At 57.6% G+C, this 22,663-nt stretch carries 22 protein-coding genes; 10 read left to right on the plus strand and 12 right to left on the minus strand.

Annotated elements, in window-relative coordinates; all coding sequences use genetic code 11:
* Positions 1 to 27 precede the first annotated feature (27 nt).
* A complete protein-coding gene (gene iscB / locus NXF97_RS01845) occupies positions 28 to 1,305 on the minus strand; it encodes an RNA-guided endonuclease IscB (protein ID WP_274956250.1) in 1,278 nt (425 codons plus the stop codon).
* Between the two features lie 429 nt (positions 1,306 to 1,734).
* Between iscB and NXF97_RS01850 the strand changes: the two genes are divergently transcribed.
* Both NXF97_RS01850 and NXF97_RS01855 read left to right on the plus strand, forming a co-directional pair.
* Positions 1,735 to 2,532 carry a Y-family DNA polymerase gene (locus NXF97_RS01850; protein ID WP_274956251.1) on the plus strand — a complete coding sequence of 266 codons (798 nt, stop codon included), beginning with the start codon at positions 1,735 to 1,737 and terminating at the stop codon, positions 2,530 to 2,532.
* Positions 2,414 to 2,914, plus strand: a complete 501-nt coding sequence (locus NXF97_RS01855; protein ID WP_337608919.1) for a DUF4113 domain-containing protein — start codon at positions 2,414 to 2,416, stop codon at positions 2,912 to 2,914. The genes NXF97_RS01850 and NXF97_RS01855 overlap by 119 nt, the downstream gene beginning before the upstream one ends.
* A gap of 28 nt (positions 2,915 to 2,942) precedes the next feature.
* On the opposite strand, the gene NXF97_RS01860 is transcribed toward NXF97_RS01855, so the two are convergent.
* Complete coding sequence (locus NXF97_RS01860; RefSeq protein WP_274956253.1) at positions 2,943 to 3,422, minus strand: FAD-binding protein; 480 nt, start codon at positions 3,420 to 3,422, stop codon at positions 2,943 to 2,945.
* A gap of 278 nt (positions 3,423 to 3,700) precedes the next feature.
* Here NXF97_RS01860 and NXF97_RS01865 point away from each other — a divergent pair, with 278 nt between their 5' ends.
* The 3 genes from NXF97_RS01865 to NXF97_RS01875 all read left to right on the plus strand — a co-directional run bounded on the left by NXF97_RS01865 (position 3,701) and on the right by NXF97_RS01875 (position 7,209).
* Positions 3,701 to 4,903 (plus strand): IS4 family transposase, encoded by a 1,203-nt coding sequence (locus NXF97_RS01865; protein WP_274956254.1) that lies wholly within the window; start codon positions 3,701 to 3,703, stop codon positions 4,901 to 4,903.
* 673 nt (positions 4,904 to 5,576) lie between these two features.
* Complete coding sequence (locus NXF97_RS01870; protein WP_274956255.1) at positions 5,577 to 6,737, plus strand: porin; 1,161 nt, start codon at positions 5,577 to 5,579, stop codon at positions 6,735 to 6,737.
* A 151-nt stretch (positions 6,738 to 6,888) separates the two neighbouring features.
* Positions 6,889 to 7,209, plus strand: coding sequence for a hypothetical protein (locus NXF97_RS01875; protein ID WP_274956256.1), 321 nt, complete (start codon positions 6,889 to 6,891; stop codon positions 7,207 to 7,209).
* Positions 7,210 to 8,296: 1,087 nt separating this feature from the next.
* Here the strand turns inward: NXF97_RS01875 and NXF97_RS01880 are convergent.
* The 3 genes from NXF97_RS01880 to NXF97_RS01890 all read right to left on the minus strand — a co-directional run bounded on the left by NXF97_RS01880 (position 8,297) and on the right by NXF97_RS01890 (position 9,975).
* Positions 8,297 to 9,496 (minus strand): IS256 family transposase, encoded by a 1,200-nt coding sequence (locus NXF97_RS01880; protein WP_423767311.1) that lies wholly within the window; start codon positions 9,494 to 9,496, stop codon positions 8,297 to 8,299.
* Positions 9,497 to 9,659: 163 nt separating this feature from the next.
* The gene (locus tag NXF97_RS01885) at positions 9,660 to 9,863 is read right to left on the minus strand and encodes a hypothetical protein (protein ID WP_143182963.1); all 204 of its coding nucleotides are present in this window, start codon (positions 9,861 to 9,863) and stop codon (positions 9,660 to 9,662) included.
* A complete protein-coding gene (locus NXF97_RS01890; RefSeq protein WP_274956257.1) occupies positions 9,841 to 9,975 on the minus strand; it encodes a hypothetical protein in 135 nt (44 codons plus the stop codon). Before NXF97_RS01890 ends, NXF97_RS01885 begins: the two co-directional genes overlap by 23 nt.
* A gap of 433 nt (positions 9,976 to 10,408) precedes the next feature.
* On the opposite strand from NXF97_RS01890, the gene NXF97_RS01895 reads away from it, so the two are divergent.
* The 5 genes from NXF97_RS01895 to NXF97_RS01915 all read left to right on the plus strand — a co-directional run bounded on the left by NXF97_RS01895 (position 10,409) and on the right by NXF97_RS01915 (position 15,155).
* Entirely contained in the window at positions 10,409 to 11,779 is a 1,371-nt protein-coding gene (locus NXF97_RS01895) for a hypothetical protein (protein ID WP_274956258.1), read from the plus strand.
* 27 nt (positions 11,780 to 11,806) lie between these two features.
* Positions 11,807 to 12,436 carry a hypothetical protein gene (locus NXF97_RS01900; RefSeq protein WP_274956259.1) on the plus strand — a complete coding sequence of 210 codons (630 nt, stop codon included), beginning with the start codon at positions 11,807 to 11,809 and terminating at the stop codon, positions 12,434 to 12,436.
* Complete coding sequence (gene traD / locus NXF97_RS01905; protein ID WP_274956260.1) at positions 12,375 to 13,667, plus strand: conjugative transfer system coupling protein TraD; 1,293 nt, start codon at positions 12,375 to 12,377, stop codon at positions 13,665 to 13,667. The genes NXF97_RS01900 and traD overlap by 62 nt, the downstream gene beginning before the upstream one ends.
* 3 nt (positions 13,668 to 13,670) lie before the next feature.
* Complete coding sequence (locus tag NXF97_RS01910) at positions 13,671 to 14,213, plus strand: hypothetical protein (protein ID WP_274956261.1); 543 nt, start codon at positions 13,671 to 13,673, stop codon at positions 14,211 to 14,213.
* Between the two features lie 576 nt (positions 14,214 to 14,789).
* Positions 14,790 to 15,155, plus strand: coding sequence for a hypothetical protein (locus NXF97_RS01915; RefSeq protein ID WP_274956262.1), 366 nt, complete (start codon positions 14,790 to 14,792; stop codon positions 15,153 to 15,155).
* Between the two features lie 61 nt (positions 15,156 to 15,216).
* On the opposite strand, the gene NXF97_RS01920 is transcribed toward NXF97_RS01915, so the two are convergent.
* Genes NXF97_RS01920 through NXF97_RS01950 form a run of 7 tightly spaced genes read right to left on the minus strand, consistent with a single transcriptional unit; the run spans position 15,217 to position 22,661 of the window.
* Positions 15,217 to 15,774: a hypothetical protein gene (locus tag NXF97_RS01920; RefSeq protein WP_274956263.1), complete on the minus strand. Its 558-nt coding sequence runs from the start codon at positions 15,772 to 15,774 to the stop codon at positions 15,217 to 15,219.
* Positions 15,771 to 18,086 carry an MMPL family transporter gene (locus NXF97_RS01925; protein WP_274956264.1) on the minus strand — a complete coding sequence of 772 codons (2,316 nt, stop codon included), beginning with the start codon at positions 18,084 to 18,086 and terminating at the stop codon, positions 15,771 to 15,773. The genes NXF97_RS01920 and NXF97_RS01925 overlap by 4 nt, the downstream gene beginning before the upstream one ends.
* A complete protein-coding gene (locus tag NXF97_RS01930; RefSeq protein ID WP_274956265.1) occupies positions 18,083 to 18,691 on the minus strand; it encodes an outer membrane lipoprotein carrier protein LolA in 609 nt (202 codons plus the stop codon). Before NXF97_RS01930 ends, NXF97_RS01925 begins: the two co-directional genes overlap by 4 nt.
* Positions 18,688 to 19,656, minus strand: a complete 969-nt coding sequence (locus NXF97_RS01935; protein WP_274956266.1) for an acyltransferase — start codon at positions 19,654 to 19,656, stop codon at positions 18,688 to 18,690. Before NXF97_RS01935 ends, NXF97_RS01930 begins: the two co-directional genes overlap by 4 nt.
* Complete coding sequence (locus NXF97_RS01940) at positions 19,653 to 20,390, minus strand: glycosyltransferase family 2 protein (protein WP_274956267.1); 738 nt, start codon at positions 20,388 to 20,390, stop codon at positions 19,653 to 19,655. Before NXF97_RS01940 ends, NXF97_RS01935 begins: the two co-directional genes overlap by 4 nt.
* Positions 20,383 to 22,125, minus strand: a complete 1,743-nt coding sequence (locus NXF97_RS01945) for an AMP-binding protein (RefSeq protein WP_274956268.1) — start codon at positions 22,123 to 22,125, stop codon at positions 20,383 to 20,385. The genes NXF97_RS01940 and NXF97_RS01945 overlap by 8 nt, the downstream gene beginning before the upstream one ends.
* Entirely contained in the window at positions 22,122 to 22,661 is a 540-nt protein-coding gene (locus tag NXF97_RS01950) for a hypothetical protein (protein WP_274956269.1), read from the minus strand. Before NXF97_RS01950 ends, NXF97_RS01945 begins: the two co-directional genes overlap by 4 nt.
* Positions 22,662 to 22,663 lie beyond the last annotated feature (2 nt).

A 22,663-nucleotide genomic window follows, 5' to 3' on the forward strand; every position in this document is an offset into this window, starting at 1 on the left:
AGAAATTCCGCGAGGAAACCCGCATCTTCAGACGCGGGAGGAATCGCGGCCCTCCTTTCTCAGTTCAGTTAAAAACATCTTTCGCTTCTCAAGAAGCGAAAGTTTCTTGTAGGAAATACCGGCAGAAATCTTTGTACCGTTCAGACGGCGCACATCGAATGCACCCGAGGAGCGTCTGCCAAAAATAAAGCCGACTTCCCCTTTGCACGGCACCTTGTCAAAGAGCCTGAAGCCGTGCACTAGGTACGGAGCCTGATGGCGCTTGCGCACACCGCCTTTGAGAATCGTCAGCTTGTGGATCTGGCGATTGTGGCGGCGCGTCTGTTTCTGAAACAGGTATTCGCCCCGACGTTTTGCGTCGAGGACGCCGGCAATGCAGAAAGCATCCGCGCAATGCGTCTTCGGCAAGCCCGCGACGATGCGCTTGTGTTTAGTCAGATACCCGTAGGTATTCGTGACAGGCAATTCGGGATGGCGCTCGCGCAGGCGGTTGAGCACCGTCCAACGCATGATGCCCATGAAAGTCTCTGCCCTGAAAGAAGCGCCGCGCCGGGGACTGAACTGCTTCAACTTGCCTGCGTGATACGCCTTGTGGCACGCCTCGCACAGCGTGATGAGGTTGCCCGGCGCGCCGCCTCCCGTTTTCCGACTCTCAATGTGATGCACGTTGAGAATCAGATCTTTCGATCTGCCTTTGCAGGCTTGGCAAACGTGACCGTCACGGAAAAGAACGTACTCGCGCACGTTCCAAAAGCCAAGCTGGTCGCCCTGCAGATAGTCCGTGCCTTCGACTTCGGGATTCTTGATCTTCTGAATGTCGAAGGATGCGGTTTCAATCACGATTTTGGTGATCGGAAGCACTCGGCAAACCGCTTCAATGCGCGATATGTGCGCCTGAATGCGGTTCTCCACGGACGGCGCAAGCCAGCCCTTGTGCTCCGATCGAACGCGGTTGGCAAAGCGTGGTGCGCGGCAGCGGGTCTTGCGGTTGCGTCGGGCGCGGCGAAGTGCCAAGCGATCCGAGAGCAAGCCCGTCACGTCCTGCCGCAGTTCGACCTCGGAAGCCAACAACTCTTCCTTGGCGGTCGTTGCGCTCAGGCCGACGTGCTTGTAGCCCGCATCCACACCCAAGGTGATCGGCTGCTTGGTTTCGCCCGTCGGCACCGTCAGTTGAATCACAAAGGGCGTTCGGCGCACAGGCACGGCCTTCCCGGCCCGAAGGAGCTTACGCGCCTTGGGCGGGGAGCACGGCATGAGCGGTTGCCCGCGCATATTCAACACAAAAACTTTCAAAGTGTTCTCCATTGACGGATACCTCACGGGCTCCGTCTGCTCGACCTTGCGGTCGGTGGTGATCCTTCGCCAATGTTGGAAGGGGTTTGTTGTCTGAAGCACCGCTCCTACCTCTCAGAGCTTTTAACCGCAGACCGCAGAGCGCGGGACTAGGATCGACATCCCGCGGTGCCTGTTTGCGTCCCGTCTTGCGACGGAACGGATTCCCAACCAGCGGAGTCCGTCCGAAAACGGACTGAGGCTAGTCAACCAAGACTTGTTGCCAAGCCTCTGACTTCAGTCAGGGGTAGTTGACAGTGATCTGCCCGTTGATTTTTGAATAAGCCCTTAACTTTCAAATAATATCCGAATTTTCAGTCCTTTGCATCCATGCACTACCTTTTCAAAACAACCTTCCGGAGGTAAACTTGAAAAAGATTAACCGTAAGGACAGAAGCAACCGTGTACGCGCTCATTGACGGCAACACCTTCTACGCCTCCTGCGAGCGCGTCTTTAACCCGGCGCTCAGAGGCCGGCCCGTCGTGGTTTTAAGCAACAACGACGGCTGCATCGTGACGCTCACCGCAGAAGCGAAGGCCCTGGGGCTCAAACGCGGCACACCGCTTTTTAAGGTCAGAGACGTCATCGAGAAAAATGCGGTCGAAGTCTTTTCGAGTAACTACGAGCTTTACGGCGACATGTCCTCGCGCATGATGCGCACGATCGCATCGCTTGTGCCCTCCATTGAGGTCTACTCTATTGACGAATGTTTTGCCGACGTCACCGGCATTGAATCCGTGACCGAACTCGGGCGGATGATCCGCAGCCGCGTTTTAAAGTGGGTGGGCATTCCCACCTGCGTGGGGATTGCCCCCACCAAGACGCTCGCCAAACTCAGTAACCACATCGCCAAACGTTACCGCATCTTTGAGGGTGTTTTTAACTGGACGGAACTCACGCCCGAGCGGCAGGAAAAAGCGCTCTCCACGATCCCCGCGGGCGACGTCTGGGGCGTGGGCCGTCAGATTTCCGCAGCACTTGAAACGATGGGCATCACCACCGCCCTTGATCTTAAAAACGCCGATGAAGCCCTCATCCGCAGGCGCTTCGGGGTGACGCTTATAAGAACCCAAAAGGAACTTGCGGGCACGCCCTGCATCGGCGCTTGCGGTTCACGCCGCTCAGGCCGCAAGGCGCTTAAGGCAGCAGCACTGCCGGGCTTTGGCCGTCAGTGTGTTTGTCCTTTCCAACACCTTTAACCCCCGCCAGAAGCAGCACGTGATTCACGAAACGACGGTGTTTAAGTACGCCACCGCCGACACCGCGCGCATCACGCACGCCGCGTGCGAGATGATGCGCGCGCGTTTTGTGCGCAGCGTGGGGTACAAAAAGGCAGGGATTATTCTCTCCGAACTTGTGCCCGAGGGCACACCTGAGCCCCTCGATCTCTTTGACACACCGTCCCCGGAGCAGGAGCGGCGGGAAAAACTCATGCAGGTATTAGACAGCCTGACGTCGCGCTACGGCGTAAGTCCCCTTACAACCGCCGTCAGCACCCTCTCCTCGGGCGCCGCCATGCGCCGTGAGCGGCTCTCACGCTGCTACACGACGCGTATTGCCGACGTGCTCACGGCAAATTAAGCACACCGGCACGTTGCCCGCTTTTGTCTTACTTCAGCTTAGCAGCCTGCTCTCCCGCCACCATGCCGGTAACACCCGCGTAGACATAGGCTTCGCCCGAGCGGCATCCGGTGCCGAAATGTTCACCGAAGGCAACGGCACCCGCCGCAAAAAGGCCCTTGGCAATAGGTCGGCCAAGCAGCGTCGTCACTTCGCTCTTTTCGTTAATCGTAATGCCGCCCACGGTTTCGATCATCACGGGCTTAACCTGCAGAGCGTAAAACGGCGCCTTGAGTTCTTTCTGATAGACCGTGCGGCCGAAGCGGTCGCGGCGCTTCTCTGCCGGCAGCCGCGTAACGGCGTTGTGCTCTTCGATATCGGCCTTAAGCCCATCTACCGGGCAGCCGATGTGTTTGGCAAGCGCCTCGTAGGAATCGCACTTTGCGGCTACGCCCGCTTCGATCATCTTCGCGACCACAGGGTGCAGCTCGGGCGTCACAATTTCCCAGACCGTCTTTTGCTTGAGCATATCGATGTTGGTCTGGGTGTAGATGACATTTTCATAGAATTTCCGCGAGGAAACCTGCGGCTTGAGCCGCAGGAGGAATCGCGGCTGTTTTTATTTTAAAAAAATTACTGCTGTCCAAAACGAAAACAAGTTAAAAGCGCGCGCGAGGCCTCAGCTAACAACTGGGGCCAATTTTTTAGGGTAAGAAAAAATCGGATCTCAATGGGAAAGGTGCGCTGAAAAGAATCATGGTGGTCGCGTATATTTGAAGCTTCCACACTACAAATTAGCGCGCCACCATGAATTCGGTCGGACTGCATGTCTTTGCGCAACTACTGAAGGTGTTGCCCATGGACACATTTGAAGCCATTGCGGCAAAGTATCCGCTCAAGCCTTGTAACTCGCGGAAGTTTACGCCACGGGATTATTTCACGGCCATGTTGTTTGGACAACTGTCAGGAGCCAGTCCCTTGCGGGAAGTGGTGCTCGGCATGGCAATAGCCGGTGAAAAAATTGTTCACACCGGGGCTAAGTTCATGAAAAGAACCACCTTGGCTTATAACAACAATCACTCCAATCCCCTGATCTTCAAGGACTTCTATTTTGCTGTTCTGGAGCAGTTTCGCTGCGAACTTGGCCATAAAAAACAAGCTCAATTTGATAAGGCGCTCTTCTCGATTGACTCCTCAACAATCAGCCTCGACTGCAAGCTTTATGGCTGGGCGAACTTTCGGCGGCACAAGAAGGGAATCAAAGTCCATACCGGACTGTCCAATGAGCTGGGACTACCCGAAGTCGTTGTTATTACGGTGGCCAAGAAAGCGGACGTCAGGTGCGCCAAAGCCGTCATCGAGCAACTGCCTCAGGAGGCCATTATCGTAATGGATCGGGGATATAACGATTACCGCCTGTTCAACTGGATTGACAAAAGAAATACGGTGTTTGTTACCCGGCTAAAAAAGAACGCTGCTCATACACCGCTCGATGAAAGCACCCTGGTCGGAGAAGGCAACAACTGGTCCGACTATCACATTACCTTTACCGGCGAGACCGCCAAGGAAGTCTGCGGCGAAAAGAAGTGGCGGGTGGTTCGGTACTTCGATACGATCGAAGATCGTTGGTTTGAATTCATTACGAATGATTTCGACAGCCCTGCTGAAACGATTGCAGAGCTTTACCGCGAGAGATGGAAGGTGGAGCTCTTCTTCAAAAAGCTCAAGCAAAACACGGTGGTCAAGGCATACTTCGGAACAACGGAAAACGCTGTCCGCAGTCAGGTGTGGATTGCTTTGATTGCGACATTGTTGCTGCAAATCTTGTTTCAGCGTAGCCGTAACCACAGGCATTTCAGCACTTTTAACTGGGTTGTGAGGCAGAGTCTTTGGAAATACATCCGCTTGGAACAAATCCTGAATCCGTCAATCCTCGGCCGAGATGAGCCAGAGGCTTCCTGTGAGGAATCTCCGCAGATGGAGCTTCCATTCGGAAAAGTAGGCCCCTAAAACCGAAAATTCGCGTTTTCTCTTTTAAATCAACAAACTATTTTTTTGATGCACAAATCCGTTTTGGACAGTAGTGAAAGAATTTACTTCTTCCCGTCGGATTTATTGCCTTGCCCTTGTTAAGGAAGGCGGGTTAAAAAGCTTTGCAGGGTTTTATGAAATCCCGGATACGGCACATTTATTCAGCGGCTGCGACCGCTTTGGTTGAAGTGTTGCGGCATCGCGCCGGGTACTTCAGTCCCGCCTGAACTTAACGTTGGTTACAGGCTTATCAACGTGCACTCACAAAGGAGCACAGGAAAGAACTTCAGTTGGCGGAAAGTATAAACCATGGCTGAACCGGCCCCGGACAGCCAATCAATAAGCATTCCTTTTCAAAACCGCAAACCAGCGAAAACCACGCGCAGACACCCGCAAAGTCATGAACGGCGGGCGTTCCGGACCTCTTCTGGCACCTTGGTTTTCCGGTCTTGTTCCTTTTTATTCTCAGGGATAACCCCCCCACAGGCTATTGACTTTTGCGGTTTTCTTGTTAAGGCAAATTAACTAAACCGATAATGAGGTTGCCTGAGTTGAAAGGCCCGCCGGCGGTTCCTTTTTCATTCCGCAAGAGTTTTAAGAAACATGACTACACCGGCGGCACAAAAGAATTTAGTTTGGAGATCTCCTCATTATGAAAAAGACAGTTGCTGCAGTCGCTGTTCTCGGCGCTTTCGCCGGTTCTGCTCTCGCTGCTGATGTCACGCTCTATGGTGTGGTCGATGCCGGTTTGGTCTACACGCATCTTGACCAGGACGTTCAGGGTGTTGACGCCACCGATAAGTTTGAAATGAAGTCCGGCAACCAGGCCGGTTCCCGCTGGGGCCTCAAGGGCGTTGAAGATCTGGGTAACGGCGTCCAGGTCGGCTTCATCCTTGAAAGCGGCTTCAACGTTGACGACGGTTCTTTCCGTACCCCCAACACGCTCTTTGATCGTGAAGCTTCTCTGTTCGTTCAGGGCGGCTTCGGTAAGGTTGCTTTCGGTAAGCTCGGCTCGATCGTCCAGGGTGCGTCTTCCTGGGGTAAGGTTGGTTCTGTTTCCGCCTTCGGCACGTCCTTCGGCAACTACGCCGCTCAGGCCGGTGCGATCTTCGCAACGTCGACCGTTTACGACAACATGATCGCTTACTCGACCCCGTCCTTCGGCGGCGTCACGGTTTACGCTCAGTACAGCATGGGTAAGTCTCAGTCTCAGCCCACGACGATGGTTGAAAACGAATCCTCCACGGATCGTTACTACGCTATCGGCGCTGAATACGCTAACGGCCCTGCCAAGCTCTTCTTCGCTGTTGACTCCACGAACTACGCTTCCTGGACGCCCGTTGGTAACTCCACCACTGAGTACAGCGCCAAGGATACCGATGACAGCCTGACCGTTACCCTCGGCGGTAACTACGACTTCAACGTCGCCAAGCTCTACGCCGGTGTTCAGTACTTCGACGAAGTGGCCGGCAAGTGGATCGGCGCTTCCGCCAACAAGCCGGGCAAGGTTAAGGGCTGGGCCGCCACGGTTTCCGCCAGCGCTCCTGTTGCCGGCGGCAATGCAATGCTCGGTGTCGGCTACACGGACGCCAGCGCTGCTGACAGCGTGACCGACAACGGCAATTCCGCTCATGACTTCGACCTCTCCCGCTGGGTTGTTTCTGCCGGTTACACCTACAACCTGAGCAAGCGCACCAACCTCTACGGTGTGGCTTCCTACATGCAGGACAAGCTTGAACCTTCCGCCGCAGGCGATAAAGACGTCAAGCCCACGGCCACCACGGTCATGGTTGGTCTGCGTCACCGCTTCTAAAAGTCGAGTTCTCTCCAAAAGCTTGACTTAGCTAGAAGGCAGCGCCCTCGGTTCGAAAGAACCGGGGGCGTTGTCTATCTGCAGGCAACGCAGACCGGAGAGACAGTCTGCCACAAAAAAGCGATCGGCACGAACGAGCGGAGACGACCGCATGGGCTCGGACTTTACGCTTTCCAAAACAACGGCGCGTGCGTTTCGCGTCGGAGCACGCCTCACGGGCACCACGCGCAAGGTCTTTATCTGGCGTGCGGGCCTGGCCTGGGAACACGTTGCGGGCGGCAAAGCCGAATCGCGTGTGAACGGACTGTCCCTTGACGTCCCCGCACTTCAGGGCAACACCGGCATTGCCGAACTCACGGTGTCCGTCAAACCTACGGCGCAGTCAAACTGGTCCTTTGAGGTGGGCATCAAGGGCTATGCCGGCGACCGTGAGGGCGCCTCGGGAAACCTGATGGTGCGAAAAGCCTTCTGAAGAAGTCTGAATCTCAGGCATTGCCAACGCCTTACTTCACGGGTTTGGTTCAGAAGGCAAGGCGAACCAGACACGGATGAATCAGATGCTCCGTCAATTCCTGCGGAACGGGCTCAGGCACCGGCCCGCATAACAGGTATTGTCCGGATGGCGGAAGATTCCCACCTTGCGGCTCAGCGACAACAGGGTTCTTTCGCAAACCACAAGCCGGTCCTAAAATGTAAGAACTTGTTTTTCTTTTGAGCTGCTGCTCCCCACGAAAACACTTTCTTCAAGAATCGGGCTTTTCTGCCTGCCGGTTCTGATCCTTTCCGGCTGCGCCTCCGTTCCGGATGCAACGCAATACGATGATCCCGTGGATTACGTCAACCACTACTACGAACGGGACCGTGTTCCTCCGCGCGGTCAGATCTCTGTCATTGCTCTGGATAACCGGCTTTTGAGTTGTTATGGAGCGTGAGGAATTGACACAGTTGGTGCGTTAACTGTGTCAGTTCTGACGGTAAATGGGCGTTAAAAGCTGATACGCACGTGCGCTTAAAAAAGATGCAAAAGGGCGTCAATAGCAGATACAGAAATGCGTTAAAAAATGATGCCGTCTGTCTGATAAAAAGAGACACAGCAGGTGCAGTAAAAACTAACGCCGTGGTGCGTCAGAAATTAACACTCTTGAGCGTGGGCAGGCCGCCGCACCGGCCTCAGCCGAGGCGGCGGCAAATTCGCTATTCAGTTGTCATTTTCTTGGCAAATGTGGCTTTGTCAGGACCTGAACTTCCCAAAAAATTTGCACTCAAACACCGGCCACGGGGGGGGGGGTGTGTAGATTTTTGTGTCTAGCGCGGGTTTACGGTTGAGCTTGTTGGCTCGCTAACAGGGGTATTTAACCCCGGGTACTTCGGGGCTGTCAAGCCCCAATTTTTCTATCAGTGGTAATGCGATGATTCAGGGTACGACGGCGGCATGGGAGGGCTGCATAGCCGGCGGCTATGCAGCGGCGCGCCGCTACCGGAAAAATCGCAGTTTCGTCTCCTTAAGTTGTAACACTGCAACTGCTATGCTGAAACACTGTTTCAGTACTCCGCGGCAATTAAGCCTGCCCAGCGGCAAATCGCTCACCGTACATGGCTGCAAACACCGGCATGGCTTCACTCCAAGCACGAACAGGCAACTTCCATTTTTCCATAATGCGCTGAAGTGCCAAGTAAATCAGCTTCTTGGCGGATTCTTCATGCGGAAACATGGTTCGAGTTTTGATTACCTTCCGAACGCCACGGTTGAGAGCCTCAATACTGTTGGTCGTATACAACAACTTCCGAATCGACCGGGGAAAGTTGAAGAAGGGTATCACCTGTGCCCAGGCAGAGCGCCAACTCTGCGCTACATACGGGTAACGTTTGCCCATAGGGCTATTTTCAAAGGCCGCCAACGCTTCTTCGGGGGTATTGGCCTGGTAAATGGGCTTTAAGCCGGCCATTACAGCCTTTCGATCCTTGTGGCTGACGAAGGCTGTAGAGGCGCGGATGAGATGGACAATGCAGGTTTGATGTTGCGCCTGGGGAAATACGGCTTCAATGGCTTGCGTCATACCCTTGAGGCCGTCTGTGACGGCGATCAGGATGTCCTCTACGCCACGGTTTTTCAATTCCGTAAATACCGACGTCCAGAAAGCCGCGCCTTCGTTTTCATGAACCCACATGCCGAGCACATCGCGTCGGCCGTCACAACGTACGCCGAGAGCCAAATGAACCGCCATCTTCTTGATGACGCCGTCCTTACGGATATTGATGCGCAAAGCGTCAAAGAACACCACCGGGTAGACCGAATCCAACGGACGGCCTTGCCATTGCCGTACGTCGTCATTTACCTTTTCCGTCACGGTGCTGATGAATTCGGCACTCACTTCAACGTGGTACTGACTTCTGATGAACTCAGTGATTTCACGGGTAGACAATCCGCGTCCATATAAATCGATGATGGCGTCATCGAAGTCATTGAAATGCCGTGAGTGCTTGGGTACCAGGCGGGGAACATAAGTCCCCTTGCGATCCCGGGGAACCAGGATTTCTAAATCGCCTTTATTGCCGTGAAGCGTTTTCTTGCTGTACCCATTGCGTTTGTTTTCAACGCGCTCAGCCGACGATTCCTCTTCGTTGAGATTTTCGTCTTCCTGTGTCAAATGGTGCTTCAGTTCCCCTTGCAGGGCGGCGTTGATGAAGCGTTGGGCTACGATCTTCATCGCTTCGTTGAAATGAGCCTGCGTTAAGGCCGTTAAGCCGCCGGCTTCCATCAGTTGCTCTACGGCATCGTTCAGAATGGCCTGCTGCTGGTCGGTAAATTTTACGGTCTCGTTTATTTTGGGTGTACGGTGTGCCACGGTGATTCCTTTCGCGCCCTACGGGAGCGCTATTATCGCCTGGACACAAAAAACCTTACATCCTCGGCACGGGTGATTATTTCCCCAAAAAGGTCATCAGCTCCTGATAGGTCTTCCGGCTGGTTCTGAGAGCCGCGGCGATGTTGGCTGCCTGCACCTCTTCCTTTTCTTTCTGCAGGGCAAGCAACTTTTCAGCCCATGCGTTGTATCGAGCTTCCGCCGCCAGGAGCTTCTCCTGCGCCAACGCAATTTTCGCTTCAATCGACGTCACAGATTTCATTCTCGGCATCATCGTCCTCTTCGGGTTCATTGTTGTCTTTTTGATTGGCGGTCGCTGCGGCCAGTGACGCTGCTATCGATGCTGCACCCCTGCGGACATCATCTTCATTCATGCCAAAGCAACTGAGGATGATTTTCTGTGTTCTTGTTACGGCGTGGTCCAGCCCATAAAGTCCGCTTTGCCGTCTCGCGAGTTCAATTTTTTCCAGCTCTTTCAGGGCCGCAGGCTCTGTCAGAAAATTCTTTCTTTTCTCGGTTAAGTCTTGCGGCAGGGTGCTCTCCGCAAAACCGGGGACACCTGCAGCACTGGGCCGCCTGGGCGTTCAGCGATCTTGTTTAGCGTATCGGCTGCTCCGGCGTCTTTTTCTCCAACCGGCAGAAACGGAACATCTTCCCCCGAGGATTCCTTTTTAACCCGAAGAAAAAGGCACAGGAGAGCCAACCTGCGAAAGGTTTGACGGTCACGGTGTCTGAGGTTTTCCCTTAGACACCCGCAGCCGTTTTCCTTCCCTCTTCTTCCCCTTCTCTTTTTTTCTTTCCCGATCCATGCCGCAGGGCCGCTGGCTTACTTCACTCACAATTGACGGCCTTACCGTAGGGCGGCGTCTGGCGCTCGCCGCAACGATTTCCGAAGCCGTGCGTGAAAAGCTCGGGACTTTGACGGTTGCCGCGCACGCTTGCCGCAGCACGCTTTTGAAAATCATCACGCTTTTTGCCCGGCACGGGGACGCGGCAGAAATGACCGCAGTCCTTCTTCTGACGCTTGCCGGCATCACACCCCTCAGGGTATCGGCCCGGATTTTTGCGGGCAATGAGCGCCGCACGTTTTTTACGCTGTTACGCATGATCACGGGGTCTGCCCGGACGATTACGGCCGAAGACGTCGGTCAACTTCTTTCCCACCGCTCTACCCTCACGGACGCCTTCTCGGGCACCCCGGCGGCTGACACCGTGCGCCTTCTCTTTTCGCTTGCCGCGGGATTGACCGAGGGTTCTTCCCTTTTGCTCTCGAGCCTTTCCTCGGCCGGTGGCGTCATTTACATCACCCCCACGGGACTCACGGTCATTGCGGCGCTGACGGTCGAGACGCGCATCACGCCCGCGCGCGTACAAAGGCTTCTCACCGCAGGCCGCGCCGTCACCGCCGCGGGCGGTACGGTCTCAGTTCTCACCGGTCCCGCCGCAACCATCGCGCGCGCCTTTCGTGACGCAATGTCTGATACCCCCGCCGCACCCCGGGCGCTTTTTACTTCAGACACGGACGGCAAACCCCTCACGGGTTTTCGCCTCGGGCAGGAAACCGTGACGCTTCCGGGGACAGCGGCCCCGGCGCTTCTTGCGGCCTTCGGGCGGGCTTTGACGCGCGTGCGGGAGATGCTCCTCTCGGCCCCTGAAACCGCGCCCTTTTTTCTCCTCGGTACAACGGACGTCCGCTTTACGGAACGGACGCGCTTTACGGCGGTCTTTGTGCCGCTTGCCTTCATTGCGCTTCCATACGGTCTGTGGCTCTCCGAGCTTACGGCCTCAGGGCTCATCCGTCCCGTGCCGCCCGAGATCCGCAGAAAAAACCTTCCCCGCGGCGTTGCCCTGCGGCGCGACGCGTCAGCCGACCGCCTCACGGCCGGCGTGCTTCTTAACACCGCGCGCTTCATGAGCTTGCCGGTGACGAAACAGCGCACTGCGCTTTTAACCGACGAAAAAACACTCGTAAACGACGCCATGAAGCCCCTCACGTCCGCGGCCCTCAAAGCCAAAGAAGAACCGCAGATCCCTCCCCGGCTCCTACAGCCCGCCGTGACAGAGCGGGATGAAGCGGTTTTGGCCGACGCGTTTCCGGAGAAACTTCCCGCAAAACTCAAGACCATGACGCTCGTTGATCTTATCGAACACTTTGTGCGCACTGAGCGCTCAAAGTAAGACTGATGACTCACCAGGAAAGAAACCATGTCACGACTGAGGACACTTAATACCGGGGCCGACGAAAGCACCGCGGCCGACACCTGGCGCGATGCGCTCGAAATGAAAGCGGCTCTTGCCTGGAGCGCCGCGGGGACCCTGACGGCCGCAGCCGGCATGATGACTGATCCCGCCGCCCTGATTCCGGCCGCCGAGGCCTTTTGGATGGCGGCCGTGCGCGGGCACCAGGCTTACAGCGTTCTCAGAGCCCGGGCGTCTCTGGCGGGCCGCGGGATGCTCCTTGAAAACCGCAAGGCGTTTGCCGGACGCATGCGGCCGGTGCTGGAACAAGGCCGGATCTGGTTCGGGCGCGGCTTTCTCTGGCAGCCCGAGCACAGCCAGAAGCTCTATGAACTATCAAAGATTGACGCCGCGCGCCTGATTCCGCCCCTCTGGATCACCAGGCGCCTTCTGGGCCGCTCGATCAAAGACCCCGACACGATCGGCCAGGGATTTATTCACGGGGTGAGCCTCACGGAATCCGACCTCACCGTGGCCGAAAAAAACGCTCGAAGGCGGAACGCTCATCGTGGGGACGACGCAGGCCGGAAAAGGCGTGCTGCTCACGTCACTCATTACCGAGTCGGTCCTGCGGGGAGACACGGTGATTGTGCTTGATCCCAAAAACAGCGGCAGGCTTAAAGACGCGCTTTTTAAAGCCGCCGCGCTTGCGGGGCGCGAAGCGCCGCTTGTTCTTGATCCGGCCCTCAAACACGAAGGTGTTCTTTTAAATCCCCTCACAAGCTATGCGAGGCCCTCGGAACTCGCGGGGCGTCTCACCGCCGTCATGACCGAAGAAGGCCCCTTTAAGGCCTTTGCCTGGTCGGCGGTGCACACGGTCGCCTCGCTTTTTGACTTTCTCGGAGAAAAACCCACGATAGCGTCTCTGAAAGCCGCGCTCACCGACGGCCCGGGCGCGCTTTTACTGCGCGCTCTCACGCGCGTTTTGGGCACGGAATCCGTCGCGCGGGTCACGGAAGCCGCCACGCTTTCCATGAAGTCAAAGGAAACCGTGATCACGGAACTTCTGGCGCTTTATGAAAAAGAAGGCAGGCGCCATCCCGTGATTGACGCGGCCGCGGCCGTCATGCGCCACGATCCGGACCACTACGCCAAGATTACCGCAAGCCTCATGCCGGTTCTTGAAATGCTCACCTCCGGGCCCCTGCGGCGCATTTTGTCGCCGCAGGACACGCCTGAAGAAGACACGCAGTCCCTGCGCATCGATACCCGGCCCGTGGTGTCGCTTGCCGCCATTGCACGCACCAAAGGCATCCTCTACGCAGCGCTCGATTCGCTCCCCGACCCGACGCTCGCGTCAGCCCTGGGCTCCATTCTCACTGCGGACCTCGCGTCTTTGGCCGGTGAACGCTACCGCACGGGTAAGACCGGCGAGCGCATCGCGCTTTTTGTGGATGAGTGCTCCAACGTCATTGCCCGGCCTCTCATTGAACTTTTAAACAAAGGCGCGGAAGCGGGCGTGAGGACCACCTGCGCCATGCAGACCGTAAGCGACCTCGCGGCGCGCCTGGGAAGCGAGGCCGCCGCACGCATGGCGCTTGGGAACTTCAATAATCTGATCGCCCTTCGCACCAAAGACCGCTTCACCCAGGAATTTGCCGCGGAAACGTTCGGGCGGACTTATATCGCCAACGCCGAAAGCAGCGTGAGTTCCACCGCGGACGGCAACGCCCTCACCTTTACCGCGGCCGTCACGCGCCGCCGCACGTCCTCGCGCGAGGAACTTGTGCCCGCGGACGTGCTGGGGAAACTTCCCAACTGCGAGTTCTTCGCGGCGCTTGCGGGCGGAAAGCTCGTCAAAGGCCGCATTCCGATTCTAATTGACTAAGCCATGCGCACGTTTTGTCTTTTGTTTTCAGCCGTTACGGCCGCCTGGGCGGCGCTTATTCTCAGTGTGTCCCCGGAGACTGCCGGGCTGCTTGCCCGTGATCTCGGCGCGGAAAATGCTCTGCCGGTTTTCACAGAACTGAAGCTCCGGGTGATTGCCTTCACGGAAAATGCCTCAGAAACCGGCTTTTCCCTTGAGCCCGTGCGCGGGTTTCTTCTGGAAAGGCTTACCGCGGCCGAACGGCTGCTCGCCGCGGGACTAATGCGGCTTAAAGCCTCGCTTGCGCTTTTAGCCTGTTCCGCCGTCATCATGCTTGCGTCCGTCTACGACGGGCTGGTCGTGCGACGCATCCGGTCAATCACGCAGCGCGCGCCGCGCCCGATGTTAAGTCTCAAGGCCGCGCATGCGGCGCTTATCCTTGGCTTTACCGCCCTCAACGTCTTTTTCCTGCCGCTGGTGGGGGCTGAGTTTTGGGCGTTTGCAGTGCTTTTGGCCGCAGCGGTTTTGATGAATGTGTGGGTGCGGGAGTTTCACCGCTTTAAATAACGGGCTGCGGGAGATGTTGCGAAGCAGGAGCGGATCGGCGGGCAAAAAGAAAGCGCCGTCATCCGCCTCATTTTCTCCTGGAAGTCAGAGGTTTCAAAACGGCGCTCTGCGGCCCGGAGGGATCTACCCCTTTAAGCCAATCAACTATTAACGGCTCACATTTGACGCAGTCTTACCGTACTGTTTTCAGCAGCTTACACAACTAGACATACATATTCAAGATTCCTCTGCTATTTTGAATTTGTACCCGCAGTTCTGTAAAACGCATCCCGTGCGCTTCGGGGACTCGCATTGTCAAAAGACATTCCCCCGTTGACAGAGGCAAGCCCTGCGCGAAATCGTGGGGTTTTGTATTTCCGGGGCGTTTATTTCTCTGTCACTTCCGCAGATACATCCGCTCTTTCTATCCAGCCTTTCAGTCCCGCCCTTCCACTCAAACCGGCAAAAAGCCTCAGCTCCCGATAGACCCCGTCTCCACAATCCTTTTTCCCTGCTCCATATAATAAAAACGCCATTAGGGCCGCCGATCATCGCGTCGGCAAATTCTCAAAATTCAAAGTAACAAAGGGAGAAAGAATGAGAAAAGCAGCTTTGTCCGCCTGCGTCTTATCCGCAATCGTTTTAGCCGGCTGCGGCAGCATTCCGCGCGGAGCCGACCGCCTCAATATGATCACCGAACAGGAAGCCAAAGCCAACAACTGCGTGCTTCTTGACAAGGCCGGCTCGATATCTCTGATTCTTATCAACGGCTCCAAGCGCAACACCCAGGCAGCCGTCCGTAAGGCGCTCACCGTCAAGGGCGCTACGCACGTGGGCTACACCAAGGGCGTTCCCGGCACAACCAATGTGCGTATGTTCGTCTGGTCCTGTCCGAACCCGAACCTGAAGACAAGCGACCCGAAGGTTGCCGCCTGGCAGAAGGATTATCTCGGCCACGAGTAGCCTCCGGACAGTCTCTCTGCTGCCGGTTAAAGTGGCGGTTGTGTTGTCAAAACCCGACACTTCAGGTAAAACCCCAAAAAAAACAGCACCCGAACGCTTCGCCGTCAAACAGCTTCCCCGCATCATTCGGGTGCATACTTCGGGGACTCGTTTTGGCTCGCGCCATTCCCCCCCCCCAAAAAAAAACTCCCGAACGACTAGATACTAAATTCGGGAGTGTTTTTTGGTCAAATCCAAGCAATGCCAGGAGATCCCTAAAGCGCTTGGGGATTGTTCCGAGGACAAAGGCGTTGGTGGTGCGGTGCTTACGGGCTTGAATGCTTTGCAGTTGCAGCAGAAGCTTTCTCAGAGAGTCCCGCGGCATTTTCAGATTCTTATTGGCAGCGCTGACGGAGCGAGCCGTCATCAGCATGTTCATCCGCAAAGCCTGCGCCAGCGAGTACACGAAAAGTTTTCCTCTGTAGCATGCATCGGCGGCTTCAAAACGTGAGCCGCCGACTTCGTTTTTGAGCTGTTGGAAACCCTTCTCAATAATGTCGCGCTCCTGGTGGATTTTGAGAGTTTTGACCGCGTCGAATGTTGTGTTGCTGCGGATGGCGCGGCAACCGGCAAACTTCACTTGTTAAGTTGCCTCGGGACCAAAAAATCACTGACTGCTGCCTCGGGCCTCATCACCAGTGTCAAAACCAACACCGCGCTGATGCCCACGGCGAGCGTCACACCGAAAAGATGCAGCGCAGGCGTCGCGGAAAAGGCCAAAAGTCCGAACGAAAGGATTGTACTGACTGCCGCGAGAAAGACGGAAAATACGCCGGTTCTGTTGCCGGGATTTCCGTAAAGCATCACGGCGTAGTCAACACCCAGGGCAAGCACCAACACCAAGGGCATCACGGTAAATAGTGTCAGAGGCAGCCCCGCCCACCCCATCACGCCCAAGACCGTCACCACAGAAAAGGCAACGGGCAAAACCATCCGCACGGCACGCGCCCGGTAAATCACCGCAAGAATCACGGCCATCAGCGCAAAGGACAACACCAGCACCACTGAAAGCGTCTCGCGCCAGAGGGCAAGCGACGCGCTGATTTCGCCGGTGGTGTTGACAAAGGAAACCCCGTCGCCCAGGCGCTCTGCTGTCGCAGCCAAACTAGGCAGCGCCGCGGGCGTGACGCCAGAGAGCATCACAAGGGTTTCGGTGTCGCTGAGCCAAAAGCGCGCAAGTTCCCGGGCAAGCGGCATCGCAAGCCACGCTTTCACCCCTAAAACGTCCGGGGCTTCGGGCGTTTGAGGCTTTAACAGAGCACCGAGTGTTTTACCTGTGAGCGCCAGAGCCCGGGCATCGGCCTCTGACACCAAAGCGCGGTTTTTTGCCTGAACGGAAGCCGGCGTCAGAATCCCCAGCCCCGTCTGAAAGTCTGAAATCACGCCCTTGACGCGTAAGGCTTTGAGCTGCTTCGTAAGCGTCAGAGCACGTGTGACGGTTTCATCGGAGGTTGCCCCCTTAACCACAAAAAATTGCGCAACCGAAGGCATCGGAAGGATGCTTTCCATGCGTTTAAGTTCATGCGCGGTCTCAGGCGTCAGTGCCGTTAAAAGCCGCAGCTCATCCGTGGTCTGAAGCCGCGGGATGCCCGCAGCAAGCGCCAAAAGAACCGCCAGGCCCGTGAGTTTCACCCAGCGCTTTTGTCCGGGACGCGCAAGGCCCGCCAAACATTCAGAGAGGCCCGCCGCCACCGCAGGCATTCTCCCGGCCTTGGATATGAGCGGCAGCACCAGAAGAACCGTGAGCCAGGCGCACACAAGGCCCGTGATGCAGAAAAGCGCCATTTCCCTGAGGCTTGGCATCGGAACCATGAGCATCGCGCCGTACCCCGCAACCGAGGTTGCGAGCGAAACGGTGAGGCCCCGCGCCAGTTTGTCGCGCGCCGCCTTGGGGTCGGGTTCAGCCAAAAGTTCCGCGCGGTAATGAAACACGTAGTCTGCGGCAATGCCCAAAAGCGTCATGCCGAACACCAGCGTTATCACGTGAATGCCGCCGAAGGTAAGCCACACCACGGCAAAGGCCGCCGTAAAACTCACGGCCAGCGTTGCAAGGATCTGAAAGACCGCCCGCACGCTGCGCAAAAAAACAAGGATCAAAAGCGTGAGCGCCACAGCGGACACCGTCCCCATGAGGCTCGACTCCCTTGAGGCCCGGCCGACCGCGTGTTCCGCAATGAGCGCGGGCCCGAAGGCAAGCACTTCGCTCCCCTCACTCACCTTCTCTGCGGCAGCCCTCGCCTGACGCAGGGCCTCAGTGACGGGCGTACCGTCCGCGGCCGTCAGCGCCCCGGTTTTAACCGTCAGAACCGCCCAAGGCGCTTTTCCGTCAGGGTCCGCCGCCAACATAAACCCGTCTTTTTCCGTAAAGCGCCTGAGGGCAGCGGCTTCGGTGAGGACCCCCGCAAAAAGCCCCAGGGGATCGTCGGCCCAGGCTACAGGCGACACCGCCACCGGCCGGTAGAGTTCTCTGAGCGCACGCTGAGTGAGCGCCGCATCATCGGCCGCGGCAAGCCACGCACGGTCCTCGTCCCTTATAAAGCCCGTACGGTAGGGTGTGAGCGCCTTCACAAGGGCCCGCGCGTCGCGCGCAGGGTTCACGTCAACCGTGAGCCCTGCTTTCCCCAACACCCCAGTCACGGTGCGCGCTGCGGCCGCTGTGTCCTTTTCATCCCCGGCTCTCACAAGCACCACAAGCTTCTGCGCGGCGGCGTCCGAAATCCCGGCAAAAACGGCACTTGAGGACTGTGTGACGTCGTCAGCGGGCAGCATCGCCCGAAAGTCCGTGCGGATCTTCGCGGGGGTAAAGGAAAGGGCAAGCGCCAAAACCAGACACACAAAGACCGCGACCCAGATGAGTGCCGCGCACCTTGCCGCACGGGTGCTTGCGCTCATTTGAGACTCTCAAGCCGCGCTTTATCGGCGGCAGACAGTGCGGGCGGAACCTGAGGGGCTCCGAATCGGATGTCGGTAATCGTCCCCGACGTGAGGGCAAACTGAACGCGCGTGACCGACGCTGCGCCCTCGGTGAGCACTTCCGTCACCCATTGGCTGACGGTGGTGTCCTTGGGCGAGGCAATCATCGTCCACTTGGTTTTGGTGCCCGTGACCGTCACGAAAAAGCGGTCTTTAAGAAGCGAAAAGTCCCCGGCCATCAGTTGCGCTGCGACCGCGTAAAAGCGCTCAGCCCCGGGCAGCGCCTTCACCTGCCACGCGCCCTTTTCGTTCAGCGCCCCGGACTTTGTTTTGGAAAAGCCGATCACGTCCTCAAAAGGCGTCACGGTGTGCCAGAGAAGCCCTGTGTTTTCCACAACCGTCACGCGTCCGGTGCTCGTTAAAGGCACCGGCACCGAGGGCGTTTTTTTCACCATTTTGAAGTCCGCGGCAAAAGAGGGCGTCTTTGCCGCAACGGCTGCGATCTCATCGAGCGTTACAGCCCGGGCCTCTCCCCAAAACGACGTCAGCAGGGTAAGCGCCGCCAAAACCAACCGCCGTTTCATGGATTTTCCTCCGCACGTTTAGCGTGCACGCCATGTGCATCGTTTGCCGCCTGATGCCAGAAGTCAAAGAAATTAAACCAATCAAGGGGCTCCCTGGCGAGTTGCTGCGTGAGAAACGCGGCGTAAGCCCCGGCCGCGCGCGCAAAGTACGCGTTGCGCTCCCTGCGGCCCACATTTTCGGGGGCCGCGAGTTTTTTAAACGTGAGGTGATACTTTGCCCCGACACCCCCGCTGTTGCGGGTACAGACCATCGCCCACAGCGGGCACTTTAAAAGCAGTGACAGTAAGGCCGGGCCGCTTGGAAAAGGCGCTGCCGTGCCCAAAAACGCGGCGTGCGTTACGGCCTGGGACGCGACCGGAATCCGGTCCCCCGCAATCACGAGCAAGGCCCCGGAGGCCACCTTGTCCGCGAGTTCAATTGCGACAGCGGGCGTTAATTCCGTCACCTCGATGTGATTTACAGCAAACGCCGGATTGATGCGCGCAAGCATCCGGTTAAATTCCTGAGCGTGCCGCGTGTGGGTTAAAACATAAAGGCGTGAGGGATCGGTCGTTAACGCCTGACACAGTTCCAGGCACCCGGTGTGCGCGGTCACGAGAACCGCCCCCTTTCCTAAGGCAAGTAAGGGTTCCCGTCCCTGCACCTTCAGGCTTTCCTTACCGAAATAACCCGCCACCGCGAGCAACTTATCCAAGACCGTATCGGCAAAATGAAAGACGTGCGTGAGCGTCGTAAAAACCGTGGGGCGGCGCTTCAGAAGCCCCGCCGCAAAAGCACGCTTTAAATAGTCAAGGCTAGCGGCCCTCACACGGGGGAGCATCAGCCAGTAGACCGCGACGACGGGCCAGAGGCTGAGCCAAAAAAGGGGCCTTCCTCCGAGCCTGAAAAACCCGTACAGAATCCGGATTCCCCAGACAAAGGTGGTTTCGCGGATCCCCGCCCAGTGCACTGTCTTATCCGTCATACGTTTTTCCGGCGGAGAAGCTCGGGGAGCCTTACGAGCATCCCGAAAAAAAGCCGCGTGTGCACGCAGCTGATCCGCACGTTGTCGGCAAAGGCATGAAAGTGCGAGATGCCGTCAGCCGGATAGGTCACCCCCACAGGGCGGTTGATGACCGGCGTATCAAGCCAGAGAAGCCTCACCAGCACTTCGACGTCAAAGTCCATCCTGAGACCCATGCGGGCGTCAAAGAGTTTCACCATCGCTGACAAAGGATAGACCCGAAACCCGCAGAGCGAATCTTTGACGGCGCCCGAGAGGCCGTTGATTTTCACCCAGAGGTTACTCACCTCCCGCCCCTTTTTCCGCGCCAAGGGGGCTGAGGCGTCATAAACGGGATATCCGCAGATGAGGGCCTCGGGCTTTTTTTGCGCCGCATCGAGAAACCCCGCAGCGGCCGTGAGGTCATGCTGGCCGTCGGCGTCCACCTGCAGCACGTGCGTGTAACCGTCAGTGCGTGCCCGGCGCATGCCCGCCATCACCGCGGCGCCCTTGCCGCCGTTTGCCTGCCTCATTAGCACAACCGGAAACGGATACGTCTTTGCGGCAACGGCGTCCAAAACCGCCGCACACTTTGCGTGCGAGCCGTCGTCCACGAGAATCACGGGCCAGTGTCGGGCAAGCCTCTCCGTGATCTCCGCAATGCACAGATCGTGGTCATAGACCGGAATCACGATGACGGGACGAAAATCAGGCATCGGCTTTCCCTTCAAACATAAGCCTGCCTTTGCCAAAAAGCGCACCTTGGGTACCCGCCCAAACGAAGTCAACGGCGGCTTTTCCGGCAACGCGCGTCATCGTCACCACGACCGTTGTGTTGGGCCGCACGGGCTGCATGAACTTGAGGTTTCGGATCCCGGAAAAAAGCCCGATACGCCCGAAAACCGCCTCACTCATTCTCACGGACCACTCGGCCTGACAGACACCGGGCAAGAGGGAAAACTCCGGAAAGTGCCCTTCAAAATAGGGGCTCTTCGCGGGCACCGTCAAAAGAATTTCCGCCGCATCGCCCTCTCTTTTGGCCACCGCAAACTGCACCGTGCGGGGGGCAAAAAGGCGCGTTAACGCCTCCATCGTGATTTTGCCCATGAAGTTTTGCGGGAGTTCCGTCACAAACCGCCAGCGCCGCGGCAGACACACCGCTTCAAAGGATTGCGCCAGAACGTGCCGCAGGCGCTTTACGAGTGCGGCCTTCCCTTCACTGCGCAATGCCTCAAGCCCCGCCTGCGTTAACTCCGCAGCGACCGCAAGCGTACGGTGGGCGTCGGGTAACTGAAACGCGCGGGCCGCACTCACAATCCCTGAGTCGGTCAACGCCTTTTCCATGGCTGTCAGCGACACCCGCTTTTCCTCGACCTTCGCGATACGGTCCGCGCGCCCCAGGTGTTCAAAGGAAAGGCCGTCGGGTAACGGCGCAATTTTGTCGTTTGTGACTTCCCAGTCTGCGTGATAAAGCTGCTCGCTTTTTAGTGCCAAAAGGCCGTCAACGCACTTCCAGACAACGCCCGGCAGCGCCCGCCAGGCCGTGCCCGTCATCGTTCCGTCAGAGGCAACGCCGCGGCTTCGCCAGGCAATGCCCCCGGACTCCGAGCTCCCTAAGAGCTCCACGGGCGAGAGGCCGGTGAGCCGCAGACAATCCCTTACCCCGTTTTCCGCGAGGGGTCCTCCTGAAGACATCACAATCTGCAGCCGCCCCTTCGTTTTTTCCCAGTCGGGGGTTTCAGGAAGGCGCGTCAGATGCGCGGGACTCGCGATCCACGCCGACTTTTCAAAGCGGCCTGCAAGGTCAATGACGCCTTCAGGCGTCGTCACCCGCCTGTGCCAGACGGGCCGGGCGGAAGCAATCGGCCAGAGAAGGAAAAAAAGGAGCCCGTAGATGTGCTGCTGGCTTACGGTTGAAAGAATGACGGCATCGGGATCAACGCCCGCGTCAGACTGGCGCTTTTCAATGCTCTCAACTTCACAAAAAAGCTGCCGCAGGCGCTTAATCACCGCCGTGGGGGTGCCCGTTGAGCCGGAAGTGAAAAGTTCGAGTAGTTCCGCGTTTTCCTCAAGCACGCCGAACTCGCACTCCGCGGCGGCGACCGGTTCGATCACTGTGAGCCCGCTGTCCCCGGGGAAGTCCCCGGCTGCGGCGTCGGCAACACCGGCTCTGAGCCTTGCGCACGTCGCGGGCGTCGTGTCCGCGGGAAGCACCGCGGTAACGCCTGCCGCCCAGGCGCCAAAGAGTGCCGCCGAGGAGGTAAAGATTTCCGGCGAAAAGACCGCGGCGCGCTTTACGCCTGCCGCTTCAAAAGCCGCCTTGTAGCCCGCAGCGGCGCGCCGCAGATCCCCGAAGGTTTTCACGCCCGCGCTGCTCACGCACCAGGGCCGCGTATCGGTCTCTGTCCGCTTTAAGACGTCCCTCACCGGGACAAAGCTCTCCGTTGTCATCTTTGATTCCTTCTAACCCAAAGCCTCACGGCATATTCGCCCGCAAACATGAGGCCCATTGCAATGTAGGAAATAAGCCCGTTATAAAGCGCCCACCACGCGTCGCTGCGGTTTAGCGCACTGTCCAGAGCCACCGTGCCGTTTGCGAGAAAAAAGACGCACCAGGCGACGGTAACCCTGCGGCAGTAACGTACGGCTGAGGGCGGCAGATCCGGCGTCTTCATCCGGGCAAAGCGCTCGACCGCCGGTGTTCCCGCGAGTGACCCCGCGAAAAACGCGAGCCACGCGGCAGAAACCACCACCGGATAGAACTTCGCAGGCAAAGCCTCTCCGGTCGCAAGCACCGCAGCCGCCAACACCGCCGCACCCCCGGCAATAATCCACACGACGGCTGACTTCCGGTTTTTAAGCTGCAGCAAAACCGCTGCCGCGAGAATCACCGCCGTCCACTCCCCGTACCCGCGCGTTACCGTCCACCACACAAGCGGCGGATAACACAGCGTGAGCAGCGCAAAGACAACGGTGCGGGCCTTCATAG

The sequence above is a fragment of the Duodenibacillus massiliensis genome, from assembly GCF_928721995.1.
GTDB lineage: Bacteria > Pseudomonadota > Gammaproteobacteria > Burkholderiales > Burkholderiaceae_F > Duodenibacillus > Duodenibacillus massiliensis.